We start from the raw sequence: 14,868 nt of genomic DNA, 5'->3' as shown, positions 1-14,868 counted from the left end.
TGCCCTTCGGCATGGCCCGGCACCCGCGCCACGACGCCGACCCGGCGCACGGCTGGCTCCGCGCCCGCGCCCGCGCCCGCGAGCCGATGACCGGGGGCGGGGAGGGGCGGGCGGAGGCGGAGGCGCAGCGATAGGCCGACCGCTTCCCTCGTCCGGGGGACGCACGGGTGTGCGGGCGGCCACCCGCGCGCGCCGCGGGGCACGATACGCACGCGTCCCACCCCCACCCCGCGGCAGGTCACCGGAAGGCAGAGCATGCGGTTCCAGTACGACACCATCGGCGAGCGCTACGCGGAGTCCACGACCACGGCGGCCTTCTCCGCGGCCGACACCTACACCCTGCACGGGGCCCTCGACGCGCTGGGCGGCCTGCGCGGCCTCGACGCCCTCGACCTGGCCTGCGGATACGGCTACAACACCCGGCTGCTGGCCCGCGGCGGGGCCCGGCGGACCGTCGGCGTGGACGTCTCGGAGGAGATGATCCGGCAGGCCCGCGCGCACGAGGCGACCAAGGACCGCACCGACGTCGAGTACCTCGTCGCCGATGCCGCCGGCCTGCCCGACCTCGGCCCCTTCGACGTCGCCACCGCCGCCTACGTCTTCAGCTACGCACCCGACCGCCGCGCCCTCCACGCGATGTTCCGTTCCGTTCGCGCCAACCTGCGTGCGGGCGGCCGGCTGCTCGCCATCGTGCCCAATGCCGGGGCGTTCCCGCGGGTGGACTGGTCGCCGTACGGGGTCCGGATCCTCGACCGGGTCCCCGACGGCGACGCACCGCTGCTGAAGGCCCACTTCCTGACCGAGCCGCCGGTGCCCTTCGAGTTCCGCGAATGGGCCCACGCGGACCTCGCCGAAGCGGCCGTCGAGGCGGGCTTCGTCACCGTCGGCTGGCAGCCGAACCGGACCCCGCCCGCCGACGCCGTGCGCGACGAGGCCTACTGGACGGCCTACCGCGCCTGGCCGATCAGCTCGCTGATGACCTGCACGGCCTGAGGCATGTACCGCGGGCGCCCTCCGGAACAGGGCCGACCCGGCCCGGGCCGGGGCCCGGTCCGCAACGCCAGGCCGGCACGGGAACGCCGCGCCCGCCTCCGGTCGGCTGGGGAACGCGGCGTCCGGCCCCGGCCGGCACAGGAACGCCCCGCCCGGTCGGCTGGGGAACGCCCCGCCCGGCCCCGGCCGTCACAGGTCCGCAGCCGACCGGACCAGCTCGACGATCCGGTCGCGCGCCGCCCGCCCCTCGGGCACCGGCAGCAGCGGGTACCCGTGTGGCAGCCCCGCCGCCTCATGGAACTCCACCACGACGCCCTCCGCGCGGGCCCGGCGCACCAGCTCCCGGCTGTCCGTCGCCAGCACGTCCCGGGTGCCGCTGAACACCGTCAGCGGGGCCAGCCCCCCGAACGTCCCGCGCAGCGGGCTGACCAGCGGATCCTCGACGGCCAGCGTCCCCGCGTACAGCCGCCCGGCCTCCATCAGCCCCGCACGGGACAGCACCGGATCGGCCGCCTCGATCACCGCCTGGTCCGGATGGCTCATCGTCACGTCCAGCCAGGGCGAGAGCAGCACGATCCGCGAGGGCTGCTCGCCGTCACGGTCACGCAGCCGCTGCGCGGCCGCCAGTGCGAGCCCCGCCCCGGCCGAATCGCCGATGAGCACCGTCCCGCCGTCACCGCCGCCCGCGATCAGCCCGCTCAGCAGATCGGTGGCGACCGGGACGGTCCGGTCCGCGGTCCCGCGCGGAGCCAGGACGTACGCCGGTACGACGACCCGCGCCCGCGCCCGCGTCACCAGGGTCCGCACCAGCTCCCAGTCCCGGCGCTCCAGTTCGCCCACGTAGTCCCCGCCGTGCACGTACAGCACCTGCACCGACGGCTCCACCCCGAGCGGGGACACGTCGTACACCGGCCAGGCACCCACGAACGTCCGGGAGATGTCGGCGACCCGGCCCAGCCGCCGCGGCGGCAGATGCGACGCGGGCCGGCGGGCGGCCGAGGCCACCCGGTCGCGCACCGCCTCGGCGCTCGCGGACCGTCTTCGCCGCCCCACCACGGCCATGGCGACCGAAAGCGCCCTGCTGCGCAGACTCGGCACGCCCCTCACCTCCCCTTTTCCCTGCCCCGTCAAGGGAGGAGCATAGGCGTGAAGACACGCTCGTGAAGCTGCGCTGTCGGCCTGTTTAAGAAAGTCTCGATGGACTGATCACCACGGTGATCGGCAGATTGGTGCCCGTCACCGACGCCGGAGCCCCGCACGCTCCCGGCGCCCCCTTCCGCATGCCTGGAGCCACCCATGAAGGCACTCGTCAAGCACAAAGCCGAACCCGGCCTGTGGCTCATGGACGTTCCGGAGCCCGAGTACGGCCCCGGCGACGTGCTGATCAAGGTGCTGCGCACCGGCATCTGCGGAACCGACCTGCACATCCGCTCCTGGGACGGCTGGGCGCAGGGCGCGGTCAGGACCCCGCTCGTCCTCGGCCACGAGTTCGTCGGCGAGGTCGCGGCGGTCGGCGCGGACGTGCGCGACATCGAGCTCGGCGCGCTGGTCAGCGGCGAGGGCCACCTGGTGTGCGGCAAGTGCCGCAACTGTCTCGCCGGCCGCCGCCACCTGTGCCGCAGCACGGTCGGGCTCGGCGTGGGCCGCGACGGCGCCTTCGCCGAGTACGTGGTCCTGCCCGCGCAGAACGTCTGGGTGCACCGCACCGCCGTGGACCTCGACGTCGCCGCGATCTTCGACCCCTTCGGCAACGCCGTGCACACGGCGCTCTCCTTCCCGCTGGTCGGCGAGGACGTACTGATCACCGGCGCCGGCCCGATCGGCATCATGGCGGCCGCCGTCGCCAAGCACGCCGGCGCGCGCAACGTCGTCATCACCGACGTCAGCCCCGAGCGGCTCGAGATCGCCCGCAAGGCGGGCGCCACCCTCGCCGTGAACGTCGCCGAGTCCTCGATCGCCGACGCCCAGACGCAGCTCGGCCTGCGCGAGGGCTTCGACATCGGCCTGGAGATGTCCGGGCGCGCCGAGGCGATGCGCGACATGATCGACAACATGACGCACGGCGGCCGGATCGCCATGCTGGGCCTGCCGGCGACGGAGTTCCCCGTCGACTGGGCGAAGGTCGTCACCTCGATGATCACGATCAAGGGCATCTACGGCCGGGAGATGTTCGAGACCTGGTACGCGATGACGGTGCTCCTGGAGGGCGGGCTCGACCTCAGCCCCGTCATCACCGGCCGCTACTCGCACCGCGACTTCGAGGCCGCCTTCGACGAGGCGTCGACCGCCCGCAGCGGCAAGATCATCCTGGACTGGACGGCGTAGGGGCTCGCCGCCCGAACGCCCCCTTCCACCCACGAACCATCTCCCCGAGGCCGGGCCCCGCAACCCTCCCCCCTCCGCGGGGCCCGGCCCCACTCCGCCGCACAAGGAGAACGCAGCATGTTCGAGACCGTCCGAGACGACCTCCGCACCACCCTCGACGAGATCCGCTCCGCCGGTCTGCACAAGCCCGAGCGCGTCATCGGCACCCCGCAGAGCGCGGCCGTCGCCGTCACCTCGGGCGGCACCGCGGGCGAGGTCCTCAACTTCTGCGCCAACAACTACCTGGGCCTGGCCGACCACCCCGAGGTCGTCGCCGCAGCCAAGGACGCGCTGGACCGCTGGGGCTACGGCATGGCCTCCGTCCGCTTCATCTGCGGCACCCAGGAGGTGCACAAGGAGCTGGAGGCACGCCTCTCGGCCTTCCTCGGCCAGGAGGACACGATCCTCTACTCCTCCTGCTTCGACGCCAACGGCGGCGTCTTCGAGACCCTCCTCGGCGCCGAGGACGCGGTCATCTCCGACGCCCTGAACCACGCCTCCATCATCGACGGCATCCGGCTGTCCAAGGCCCGCCGCTTCCGCTACGCCAACCGCGACATGGCCGAGCTGGAGACGCGCCTGAAGGAGGCGACCGAGGGCGGCGCCCGCCGCAAGCTGATCGTCACCGACGGCGTTTTCTCCATGGACGGCTACGTCGCCCCCCTCCAGGAGATCTGCGACCTCGCCGAGCGCTACGACGCCATGGTCATGGTCGACGACTCCCACGCCGTCGGCTTCGTCGGCCCCGGCGGCCGCGGCACCCCCGAGCTGCACGGCGTCATGGACCGCGTCGACATCATCACCGGCACCCTCGGCAAGGCCCTCGGCGGCGCCTCCGGCGGCTACGTCGCCGCGCGCGCCGAGATCGTCGAGCTGCTGCGCCAGCGCTCGCGCCCGTACCTCTTCTCCAACTCCCTCGCCCCGGTCATCGCGGCGGCCTCCCTCAAGGTCCTCGACCTGCTGGAGTCGGCGGGCGACCTGCGCGAGCGCCTCGCCGCCAACACCGCGCTCTTCCGCACCAAGATGACGGAGGCCGGCTTCGAGATCCTGCCCGGCGACCACGCCATCGCCCCCGTGATGATCGGCGACGCGGCGGAGGCCGGCCGGATGGCCGAGCTGCTCCTGGAGCGCGGGGTCTACGTGATCGGCTTCTCCTACCCGGTGGTGCCCATGGGCGCGGCCCGCATCCGGGTCCAGCTGTCGGCGGCCCACTCCACGGCCGACGTCGAGCGCGCGGTGGCAGCGTTCGTCGACGCCCGTGCGGCGCTGGAGACCGCCGGGGCCTGAGTGACCTCCGCATCCTGAGACAATGGTGGGGTGATCGACCCCCGCCGGCTGCGCATCCTGCGGGCCGTGGCGGACCACCGTACGGTGACCGCCGCGGCCGCAGCCCTCTACCTCACCCCCTCCGCCGTCTCCCAGCAGCTCGCGGCGCTGGAACAGGAGACCGGACACGCGCTCCTCACCCGCAGCGGCCGGGGCGTACGGCTGACCGCGGCGGGGGAGATCCTGCTCGGCCACGCCCATGAGGTGCTGGCGCAGCTGGAGCGGGCGGAGGCCGAGCTCGCGGCGTACGCGGGCGGCTCGGCCGGCGAGGTCACCGTGGCCGCCTTCGCCACGGGGATCGCCGAGGTGCTCGCCCCGGCCATCGCCCGGCTCGCCCTGGAGCGGCCGGGTATCAGGCTGCGGGTGCGTGACGCCGAGGGCGACCAGAGCCTGCCGCTGCTGCTGGACGGCGAGGCGGACCTCGCGCTCGCGGTCGAGTACCGGGGCGCGCCGGGCGCCGACGACGGCCGGCTCTCCGTCCTCCCGCTCTACGCGGAACCCTTCGACGCGGTGCTGCCTTCGGGGCACCCGCTGGCCGACCTGCCCGCGGTGTCGCTGGCGGACCTGTCCGACTCGGACTGGGTGGGCCAGTACCCGGGCAACCCGTGCCACGACGTGACGCTGCTCGCCTGCGAACTGGCCGGCTTCCAGCCGCGGTTCGCGCACTCCTCCGACGACTTCCGCGCCGTGACGGCGCTGGTCGGGGCCGGGGCCGGGGTGGCCCTCGTACCGCGCTCCGCGCTGCGGGGCATGGACCTCAAGGAGGTCCAGGTACGCCCGGTCGCCGGCCCGGCCGCCACCCGCCGGGTCTTCGCCGCCACCCGCCGCGGAGCCGAGACCCACCCGCTGATCGCCCCCGTCCTGGCGGCCCTGGTCCGCGAATCCGAGCGCCTGCCGGCCCACTGAGGGGGTGGTGGCGAGGCGGTGAGGCCGGCACCCGCCCCTGGCCGCCTGGGTGCCGTGCCCGCCTGCGCTCGCCTCCGCCTGCCCCACCCCGCCCCGTCTCCGCCCCGCCCCTCACACCGTGACCACCTCGACGCCCGCCGCGGTGAAGGCCCCGGCCACCGCCGGGGCGAGGCCGGTGTCCGTCACCAGGACGTCCACGGCCGAGGTGGCGCAGATGCGGGCGAAGGCGCGGACGCCCAGTTTGCTGGAGTCGGCCGCGACGACCACCCGGCGGGCGCGTTCGCACAGCAGGCGGTTGACCGAGGCCTCGTCCTCGTGCCGGGTCGCCGCACCGTCGCGCGGATCGAAGCCGTCCACGCCGAGGACCGCCGTGTCCACGGCGAGCTGCCCGAGGACCTGCTCGGCGAGCGGCCCCGTCAGTTCGTACGACTGGGGCCGCGCCACGCCGCCCGTCAGCACGATCTTGAACTGCGGCCGGATCACCAGCTCGCCCGCGATGTTGAGCGCGTTCGTGACCACGGTCAGCGCGGGCGAGCCCTGTGCCAGGTCCGGCCGTCCGGCCAGGGCACGCGCCACCTCCGTGGTCGTGGTGCCGCCCGTCAGGCCGATCACCTCGCCCGGAGAGACCAGCGCCGCGACGGCCTCGCTGATGCGGCCCTTCTCCGCCGCGCGCCGTGACGTCCGGTAGCGCAGGGGGAGTTCGTACGACACGCCGTGGAGCACCGCGCCGCCGCGCGTGCGGACCAGCAGCTGCTGCTCGGCGAGCTGGTCGAGGTCACGGCGGATCGTCGCGGCGGACACCCCGAGGGCCTCGGCCGCCGGTTCCACTTCCACCTCGCCCCGTTCCACCAGCAGGTCCAGCAGTGTCTGCCAGCGCTCCTTGCGGGTCATCGGCCGCCCCCTCCCGTGCTCGCTCCGTGCTCGTCCCGTGGCCTCCGTCGGGCTCCCGGCGACACTAACCCGGCAGAACACCCCGTGGTTGCTTGAAGTTGCGCGAAATGGCCCGCTACCTTGCAGGAAAACGCATTCAGCGCATTCAGATCCGTCTGTCGCACGAGGGAGCCTGTATGAGTCACGTCGCGTACGAGTTGGGCACGCAGCCCGCATGCTGGGAGCGGGCCGCCGAACTGGCCCCGGCCCGGCGGGCGGTACTCCCGCAGCCGGGGGAGCGCACCGCGATCGTCGGGTGCGGCACCTCGTACTACATGGCACAGGCTGCCGCCGTACTGCGCGAGGAGGCGGGGGAGGGGGAGACCGACGCCTTCCCCGCATCGGAGTTCCCGCGCCACCGCCGCTACGACAGGGTCGTGGCGCTCACCCGCTCCGGCACCACCACCGAGGTGCTGGACCTGCTGGCCGCGCTGCGGGACACGGGCGTGCCCACGACCGCCGTCATCGGCGATCCGGCGACCCCGGTGATGACGCTCGCGGACGAGCTCGTCGTCCTCGACTTCGCCGACGAACGGTCCGTCGTACAGACCCGCTTCGCGACCACCGCCCTCACCCTGCTGCGCGCCCACCTCGGGCTGCACGGCCCCGCGGCCGTCGCCGACGCCCGCACCGCCCTCGAGGAACCGCTCCCCGCGGGACTGGCGGGCCGGGGCCAGTTCACCTTCCTCGGCCGCGGCTGGAGCGTAGGACTCGCCCACGAGGCGGCCCTGAAAATGCGTGAGGCCTCGCTGTCGTGGGCCGAGTCCTATCCGGCGATGGAGTACCGGCACGGGCCGGTCAGCATCTCCGGACCCGGCACCGTCACCTGGTCGCTCGACGAAGCCCCCGACGGGCTCGCCGATCAGGTCCGCCGGACCGGCGGCCACTGGGTCGCCGGCCGGCTCGACCCGCTCGCCGAACTGGTCCGCGTACACCGCCTCGCCCTGGCCGTGGCCGCCGAACGCGGGCTGGACCCCGACGCGCCGCGCAATCTGACCCGCTCGGTCATCCTCAGCACCGGCGAGGAGGCGGTCCGATGAGCCTCGTCTGCGCGGGCACCCTGGTCAGGGAGGCGGCCGGCGCGGGCCGCGCCGTCGCCGCCTTCAACATCATCACGCTGGAGCACGCCGAAGCCGTCGTGGCCGGCGCGGAGGCGGCCGGACTGCCGGTCATCCTCCAACTGAGCGAGAACGCCGTGAAGTTCCGCGGCGGGCAGCTGCTGCCCATCTCCCGTGCCGCGGCCGCCTGCGCGGAGGCCGCCGGGGTCCCCGTCGGGCTGCACCTCGACCACGTCAAGAGCCCCGAGCTGCTGCGGCGGGCCTGCGACGCGGGGTACAGCTCGGTGATGTACGACGCGGCGCAGCTCCCGTACGCCGAGAACCTGGAGGCCACCCGCTCGGCCGCCGACTGGGCGCACGCCAACGGGCTGTGGATCGAGGCCGAACTCGGCGAGGTCGGCGGCAAGGACGGCGCCGCCCCGCCGGACCCGCACGCGCCCGGCGCCCGTACGGACCCGGACGAGGCGCGGCGGTTCGTCGCCGACTCCGGGGTCGACGCCCTGGCCGTCGCCATCGGCAGCAGCCACGCGATGACCAGCCGGACCGCCGCCCTCGACCATGCGCTGCTGGCCAGGCTGGCCAAGACGGTGGAGGTGCCGCTCGTCCTGCACGGCTCGTCCGGGCTGCCGGACTCCGAACTCGCGGCGGCCGTCGCGGGCGGCATCCGCAAGGTCAACATCGGCACCGCGCTGAACCTCGCCATGACGGATGCCATCCGCACCCACCTCACCCCGGCGGACCCCAGGCCGTACCTGACGGCGGCCCGCACGGCGATGACGGCGACGGCCAGAGCTATGATCGGCGCCCTGAACTGAGCCGGCATCGGGGGCGGGCGTGGACGTACGGCGGGGACAGCTGGGGCAGCTGGGGCAGCCGCGACAGCCCGGGCAGCGGGGCGAGCGGGGAGAGCAGGTACGGCGGGGACGGGTCGACCGCAGGCGCTTCCTGCTGATCGCAGGGGTGCCGCTGCTGGCGGTGGGCGCGGGTACGGCCTACGCCGTGCGGCCCGGACCGGCCCGGCCCGGGCCACAGGTCCGCACCGACCTGAAACCCCTGAACGCGCGCTTCGGCCCGTACATGGGGACCCTCGTCGAGGCGCACTGGCTCGGCTACGACATCGACGAGCCGCCCGGTGGCAGCCGCACCATCCCGGGCCCCGACTCGAGGATCCGGCTGGTCGGCGTCGCCCGTCTGACGGCCGGTGGCGCGGCGGCGGTCACGGGCCGGGCGGAGTACGCCTTCACGCCCACACCCACGGCCGCTGCCGCGCCCTCCGAACCGCCCGCCCCGCTGGCCCCGTACCTCCCCGCCGGTGCGGCCTGGCAGCACAGCCCGCAGTTCGACGCCCACGCCAACCAGGGGGGCGCCGACGGGAACCGGTCGGGCGAGTACCTCTTCGACACGGCCCGGGACCTCGTCCGCTTCGACCTCCTGTACGTCTACACCTGACGGGCCGATGCCCGGGGGTCAGATGCCCACGGCCCCGTCGATCCGCTCCCGGAGCAGGTCGGCGTGGCCGTTGTGCCGGGCGTACTCCTCGACCATGTGGATCAGCACCCAGCGCAGGGACACCCGGCCGCGCCACACGTCGTCGGCCTCGACGTCGAGGTCCGGGGCCTCGGCCACGAAGCGTGTCGCGAAGGCCACTTCGTCACGCCAGGCCTCCCATGCCTCCTCGACGGCGGCGGGATCGTCGGGCCGCGCCCCGTTGAAGTCGCCGTCGGGATCGCCCTGCGAGGAGAAGCGGGGCGGGGCGTCCTGACCGGCCAGGACCTGCCGGAACCAGCGGCGCTCCACGTCCGCCATGTGCCGGACCAGTCCGAGCAGCGAAAGCGTGGACGGCTCCACCGAGCGGCGCGCCAATTCGGGCCCAAGTCCTGCGCACTTCAGCTCCAGGGTCGCCCGGTGGTCCGTCAGGAAGGCGGCCAGCATGGGCCGTTCGCCGCCGGTCGCGGGCCCGGTGAAGCGGCTGTCGCGTTCGGGTTCGACGAAGAATTCCGCTCTGCTCCGTGGGATCGTCATGGTGGCGAGTATGGCCGCCGGAGTCGAACGGCGGGCACGCGGGTCCTTCCCAATTCTTGTAACAGGTTCTAATCTGACCGCCGCCACAGGCCGCATGCCACACGCCACATGCCATCACGCCACTACGCCACCACGGCGAACCGGCTGGACCGGCTTGGACCGCGAGATTCCCGGAGGAGCCGTGCACCTCGAATACACGCCTGAGCAGCAGCGGTTGCGCACCGAGCTGCGTGCCTACTTCGCCGAGCTGGTCCCCGAGGACGTCTACGCCCGCTACGAGGACCCGGCCGCCCAGAAGCGGTTCTACCGGGAGACCATCCGCAGGCTCGGAGCCGACGGCTGGCTCGGCGTCGGCTGGCCGAAGGAGTACGGCGGCCGCGGGATGACCCCGATGGACCAGTTCATCTTCTTCGACGAGGCCGCGCAGGCCGTCGTACCGCTTCCCCTGATGGCGCTCAACACGGTCGGGCCGACCATCATGCAGTTCGGCACCGACGAGCAGAAGGCCTACTTCCTGCCCAGGATCCTCTCCGGGGAGATCGACTTCGCCATCGGCTACAGCGAGCCCGACGCGGGCACCGACCTCGCCGCACTCACGTGCAAGGCCGTGCGCAAGGGCGACGAGGAGACCGGCACCTACGTCGTCAACGGGCAGAAGATCTGGACCACCAACGGCGACACCGCCGACTGGGTCTGGCTCGCCGTACGCACCGACCCGGACGCCCCCGCCCACAAGGGCATCACCATGCTCCTCGTCCCGACCTCGGACCCCGGCTACTCCTGCACCCTCATCAACACCCTCGCCTCCCACGACACCACGGCCAGCTACTACGAGGACATCCGTGTCCCCGCGGCCCGCCGCGTCGGCCAGGAGAACAAGGGGTGGCGGCTGATCACCAACCAGCTCAACCACGAGCGCGTCACCCTGGCCGCGCACGGCACGATGGCGATCCGGGCGCTCCACGACGTGCAGCGCTGGGCCGCCTCGACGAAGCTCGCGGACGGCCGCCGGGTCATCGACCTGTCCTGGGTCCGCGGCCGCCTCGCCCGCACCCACGCCCGCCTCGACGCGATGAAGCTGCTCAACTGGCAGATGGTCAACGCGGTCGAGTCCGGCACCCTCACCCCGCAGGACGCCTCAGCGGTCAAGGTGTACGGCTCCGAGGCACGCCGCGACGCGTACGCCTGGCTGATGGAGATCGTGGGCGCGGCCGGCCCGCTCAAGGACGGCTCGGCCGGTGCGGTCCTCCACGGCGAACTAGAACGCGGCTACCGCAGCGCGGTCATCTTCACCTTCGGCGGCGGCAACAACGAGATCCAGCGCGAGATCATCTCCTGGATAGGCCTGGGCATGCCCCGAGTCCGCCGCTGACCTGTCTGGGCCCACGGTCGCCGCGGCGAGGGTGCAAGCGGGGTCGTTGCGTAAAAGGGGAGAACGTCGGGCTGACGCCGACGACGGTCGTACTGGCGGTTTTCGGCTCACGACGGCACGGTGCCTGTGGTCTTCTCCCTGACGGGAACCCTTCCTGAAGGGAATCATGCTGGACAACTACCGAGGGCCTCGCCGACTGGTTGCGGCGTTGAGTCAAGCGTCGTTCAGTCACCGACTCGCCGGCCTCGTCGCCTCTGATCAGGCCAAACCGGATCTCCGACGCTACTTCGGCACCGGCCTGCCCGATGTGACAGCGCCGTTCACGGGTAGCCGTTTCGAGCATCTGGCTGGCGGCGGGGACCGTCCGGCGGTTGCGAACACAGTGACCGCGGAGGACCTGATCGCTGTGCAGACGCTGTCGGTCAGGATTCCCGCGCAGGTCGCCCTCGACCTCCTTGAAGGCTCCCTTGGAGCCCGGTTGTCCGAGTTGTTGCGCAGCGTTCGCTTCGACATCGACATGGTCGAGGCCGAGGCTGCCGACTTGGCCGAAGGGTCGTCGGCACATACGGCTTGGTGCCTTCTCCGTGACCAGCCCGGAGTCGGGTGGGTGACGGCGGGCAAGCTCCTGGCCCGGAAGCGGCCGCGGCTGCTGCCCGTCTACGACCAGGTCGTTCGCTGCGTTCTTGGTCGGCCGAAGTCACTCTGGCTTGCCCTGCACGGAGCGCTGCGCGCCGACGAGCATGAGCTGCACCGCGCCCTGATATCCCTGCGGCAGTCCGCCGGCCTCCCCGAGACCGTCAGCGCGTTGCGGGTCTGCGATGTGGTGCTCTGGATGCATCACCGTACGGATCACCGCCGGAGAGGCTGCATCGGGACCTGACGTCCGGCGGTCTCAGCCCGGACGGCCTGGTGCGCGCACGGCTGTGAGGTCCGTGGTGCGTGGTGGGATGGCCGGACTTGCCGTCGATCTCCTGGAGCCTTCGTGATGTCCTCGTACCCGTCGCTGACTCGTGCCTTGGCCGAGGCGTTGATCGATGTCCTGCGGTTCATCGAGGGCAGCGCGGACCGAGCATATTGCAATCTTATACTCGGTCAATTATCCTGGATTGAGTAGCCCATTATTATCTTCTCTCTTTCCTAGGTCGCAATACCTTATCAGTAACTCTATGTACTTTGAGTTTTCCTCCTCCGTATCCTCTAACCTTACTCCTCTCTTACCATCGATTTGTTCTTCTTTCAACTGCATCGTTCTTGCCGGATCTACTTTGCAGTTCGGTATACTCCTGCACCTTGGCATGGATTGCTCTTTCTTTATATTTTTACTCCTCTACTTCCCTTTTACCTAAGTATAACTCCTCTCCGACTTCATACTATACATTCCCCATTCTACTAATCCTCCTTCTTCCTACATCTTCCTTTTCCTACAAATACTCCATCCTTATTCCTTATTCCTACCTCATCAACTCTTCTCTTTATCTTCCTAACCTTCCCCCCTTTCACCTTACCTTACCACATACTACCTTTAATTCTCCACTATTTCTCCATTCTCATATCCTTCCCTATTCTCTCTTTCCCCCTTATTTATCCTCCTCACCTTCTTCAACATTCTTACCATACCACTACTCATCCTTCTTCCTCCCAAATCTTCTACTCCCTTATTACCCCCCCCACTCCCCCCCAATGTGTCAGTAACTCCTACTTCTCCTTTCTTTAAAATTCAACTCCTTACTTCCCATCTTTTTCTTCCTTTTTCTTTATTCTACTTTTTCCTTCATATCCCTCTTTATTACAATCTTACCCACCTTTTCTTATTCTCCTTAAATTATTAATACCTCCTCCTCCTTTCCACCATAACTCTCCATCTTTCCCCTATCCACTATTCCCACCACAATTTCTCCTTACCTTCACTTATCCCCCTCCTCCCTTACCTTCCACTCCACCTCATCCTTTTCTCTCTACCCAAACCATCTCACCCACTCTTCTTCGCATACATCCCCCCCTTTACTCCTTTTATCCATCTCCTCCCCTTTTATTACCATTCCTACCTTTCTACTTATTCTTTTATTCTTCTTCCATATTAACCCACCATATTTATTCTTTTTTCCCCCCCCCCCCCCCCCCCCCCCCCCCCCCCCCCCCCCCCCCCCCCCCCCCCCACCCCGCCCCCCCCCCCCCCCCCCCCCCCCCCCCCCCCCCCCCCCCCCCCCCCCCCCCCCCCCCCCTCCCCCCCCCCCCCCCCCTCCCCCCCCCCCCCGCGGGTAGCGAGCTTCAGCGGACCAGGACTGCTTCGCCGGACTTGGGGACGACGGCCGTCCAGCCCAGCTCGGCCTCGATGCGCTCCCGCAGGGTCTCGGAGGCGGTCTCCTCGCCGTGCACGAGGTAGGTGGTGTGCGGGGGAGGGGCGGTGCGCAGCCAGTCGATGATCTGTCCGGCGTCGGCGTGGGCGGAGAAGTGCGGTACGTCGGCGACCTCGGCGCGTACGGGGACGTACTCGCCGAACATCTTGAGCGCGCGGGCACCGTCCACCAGGTCACGGGCACGGGTGCCCGCCGCGGCGAAGCCGACGATGACGACGGCGTTGCGCGGGTCGGGCAGGACCCGGTGGAGGTGGTGCAGGACGCGGCCGCCGGTGGCCATCCCGGCGGAGGAGACGATGACCGCCGGGCCGGTGGTGTTGTTGATGTCGATCGACTCCTGCACCGTCCGGGCCGCCAGGAAGGGCTCCGGGCTGATCGCGGCCTCGCCGGCGGCGACGATCCCCGGCCGGAGCTCGGGGGAGTGCGACCGGACGGCGTTGCGGTAGACGTCGAGGGCCGCCAGCGCCATGGGGCTGTCGACGTAGACGGGGGCGTGGCGGGGCAGCGTGCCGTCGGCGCGCAGGGCGGCCAGTTCGTGCAGAACGACTTCGGTGCGGTCGATGGCGAAGGCCGGGATGACGACCGTGCCGCCACGGGACAGCGTCCGGGTGATCACCGAGGCGAATTCGCGTCGCGCGGTTTCGTGGTCGTGGTGCCGGTCGCCGTACGTCGACTCCATGAGCAGGACGTCGGCGCCGGTGAACGGTTCGGGCGGCAGGAGGAGCGGGTGCCCAGGGCGGCCGAGGTCCCCACTGACGGCGAGGGTGTGGCCGTCCTCCAGGGTCAGATGGGCCCAGGCGGAGCCGAGGATGTGGCCTCCGTGGTGGAGCGTGAGTCGCGTCCCGGCCATGATCTCCACTTCGCTGCCCACGGGGACCGGGTCGAAGAACTTCACCGTGTGGTCGACGTCGTCATCGTCGTAGAGCGGCCTGGCGGGCCGGTGCTTGGACCAGCCGTGCCGGTTGGCGTGCTCGGCGGCCTCCATCTGCAGGCGCGCGCTGTCCCGGAGCACGATCTCGGCCAGCCGGGCGGTGGCGGCGCTGGTCAGGATGGGCCCGCGGAAGCCGTGCCGGACCAGGCGCGGCAGGTAGCCGCAGTGGTCCAGGTGGGCGTGGGTGACGACGACGGCGTGGATGTCGGACGCGTCGCACGGAAGCGTGCGCCAGTTCCGGCGGCGCAGGTCCGCGACACCCTGGAAGAGCCCGCAGTCGACGAGGATCCGGGCGTGGTCGCTCTCGACGAGGAACTTGCTCCCGGTGACCGTACGCACGCCGCCGAGGAAGGACAGCAGGGCCGGGCGCGGGGCCGCCGCGCGGGCGTGGGCCGAGGGGGACGCCGATGGCCGGGTCGCCGATGGCCGGGGCAAAGACGGCCGGGACAGGGGTGACTGCGGCGTGGGTGACGTGGGTGACTGGGGCGTGGGTGACTGGGACATGGGTGACTGGGACACGGCAGCGGCCCTCCTTTCGGGACGGGTGCCGCTGTCCAGCGTGGCACCGGCCCGGCTCCGCGGGAGGGGTCCGACCGGGCCAGGCAAAGG

The 14,868-nt window shown here is 71.0% G+C and carries 14 protein-coding genes; 10 read left to right on the top strand and 4 right to left on the bottom strand.

The genetic code is table 11. The annotated features are described in order from the left end of the window. The first annotated feature begins 11 nt into the window (after positions 1-11). Together NRK68_RS03725 and NRK68_RS03720 are read left to right on the top strand one after the other, a co-directional pair. A complete protein-coding gene (locus NRK68_RS03725; RefSeq protein ID WP_257857988.1) occupies positions 12-134 on the top strand; it encodes a hypothetical protein in 123 nt (40 codons plus the stop codon). A gap of 121 nt (positions 135-255) precedes the next feature. Beyond that, positions 256-993: a class I SAM-dependent methyltransferase gene (locus tag NRK68_RS03720; RefSeq protein WP_183065760.1), complete on the top strand. Its 738-nt coding sequence runs from the start codon at positions 256-258 to the stop codon at positions 991-993. 189 nt (positions 994-1,182) lie between these two features. Here the strand turns inward: NRK68_RS03720 and NRK68_RS03715 are convergent, their stop codons facing one another. Then, complete coding sequence (locus NRK68_RS03715; protein WP_257854914.1) at positions 1,183-2,091, bottom strand: alpha/beta hydrolase fold domain-containing protein; 909 nt, start codon at positions 2,089-2,091, stop codon at positions 1,183-1,185. A 198-nt stretch (positions 2,092-2,289) separates the two neighbouring features. Between NRK68_RS03715 and tdh the strand changes: the two genes are divergently transcribed. The 3 genes from tdh (at position 2,290) to NRK68_RS03700 (ending at position 5,589) form a co-directional block, all read left to right on the top strand. Continuing rightward, the gene (tdh, locus tag NRK68_RS03710) at positions 2,290-3,318 is read left to right on the top strand and encodes an L-threonine 3-dehydrogenase (RefSeq protein ID WP_183065761.1); all 1,029 of its coding nucleotides are present in this window, start codon (positions 2,290-2,292) and stop codon (positions 3,316-3,318) included. Between the two features lie 117 nt (positions 3,319-3,435). Further along, a complete protein-coding gene (locus NRK68_RS03705) occupies positions 3,436-4,644 on the top strand; it encodes a glycine C-acetyltransferase (RefSeq protein WP_183065762.1) in 1,209 nt (402 codons plus the stop codon). A gap of 30 nt (positions 4,645-4,674) precedes the next feature. Next, positions 4,675-5,589, top strand: coding sequence for a LysR family transcriptional regulator (locus tag NRK68_RS03700; RefSeq protein ID WP_183065763.1), 915 nt, complete (start codon positions 4,675-4,677; stop codon positions 5,587-5,589). Between the two features lie 111 nt (positions 5,590-5,700). Here the strand turns inward: NRK68_RS03700 and NRK68_RS03695 are convergent, their stop codons facing one another. After that, entirely contained in the window at positions 5,701-6,480 is a 780-nt protein-coding gene (locus NRK68_RS03695) for a DeoR/GlpR family DNA-binding transcription regulator (RefSeq protein ID WP_183065764.1), read from the bottom strand. 176 nt (positions 6,481-6,656) lie between these two features. Here NRK68_RS03695 and NRK68_RS03690 point away from each other — a divergent pair, with 176 nt between their 5' ends. The 3 genes from NRK68_RS03690 to NRK68_RS03680 are packed head-to-tail and all read left to right on the top strand — an operon-like array spanning position 6,657 to position 9,026. Beyond that, entirely contained in the window at positions 6,657-7,559 is a 903-nt protein-coding gene (locus NRK68_RS03690) for an SIS domain-containing protein (RefSeq protein ID WP_183065765.1), read from the top strand. After that, positions 7,556-8,392: a class II fructose-bisphosphate aldolase gene (locus NRK68_RS03685; RefSeq protein WP_183065766.1), complete on the top strand. Its 837-nt coding sequence runs from the start codon at positions 7,556-7,558 to the stop codon at positions 8,390-8,392. Before NRK68_RS03690 ends, NRK68_RS03685 begins: the two co-directional genes overlap by 4 nt. Before the next feature lie 19 nt (positions 8,393-8,411). Next, positions 8,412-9,026, top strand: coding sequence for a hypothetical protein (locus NRK68_RS03680; RefSeq protein ID WP_257854911.1), 615 nt, complete (start codon positions 8,412-8,414; stop codon positions 9,024-9,026). An 18-nt stretch (positions 9,027-9,044) separates the two neighbouring features. Here NRK68_RS03680 and NRK68_RS03675 read toward each other — a convergent pair whose 3' ends face one another. Then, complete coding sequence (locus tag NRK68_RS03675) at positions 9,045-9,599, bottom strand: DinB family protein (protein WP_183065768.1); 555 nt, start codon at positions 9,597-9,599, stop codon at positions 9,045-9,047. A 181-nt stretch (positions 9,600-9,780) separates the two neighbouring features. Between NRK68_RS03675 and NRK68_RS03670 the strand changes: the two genes are divergently transcribed. After that, positions 9,781-10,971 carry an acyl-CoA dehydrogenase family protein gene (locus NRK68_RS03670; protein ID WP_257854909.1) on the top strand — a complete coding sequence of 397 codons (1,191 nt, stop codon included), beginning with the start codon at positions 9,781-9,783 and terminating at the stop codon, positions 10,969-10,971. A gap of 166 nt (positions 10,972-11,137) precedes the next feature. Further along, positions 11,138-11,851, top strand: a complete 714-nt coding sequence (locus NRK68_RS03665) for a DUF6308 family protein (RefSeq protein ID WP_220818758.1) — start codon at positions 11,138-11,140, stop codon at positions 11,849-11,851. A 1,388-nt stretch (positions 11,852-13,239) separates the two neighbouring features. Here NRK68_RS03665 and NRK68_RS03660 read toward each other — a convergent pair. After that, the gene (locus NRK68_RS03660; protein ID WP_257854906.1) at positions 13,240-14,598 is read right to left on the bottom strand and encodes an MBL fold metallo-hydrolase RNA specificity domain-containing protein; all 1,359 of its coding nucleotides are present in this window, start codon (positions 14,596-14,598) and stop codon (positions 13,240-13,242) included. Positions 14,599-14,868 lie beyond the last annotated feature (270 nt).

It is taken from the genome of Streptomyces yangpuensis, assembly GCF_024666385.1.
Taxonomy (GTDB): domain Bacteria; phylum Actinomycetota; class Actinomycetes; order Streptomycetales; family Streptomycetaceae; genus Streptomyces; species Streptomyces yangpuensis.
The sequence above is the reverse complement of the archived record's forward strand: the minus strand, read 5'-3'. Positions and strand labels throughout refer to the sequence as shown.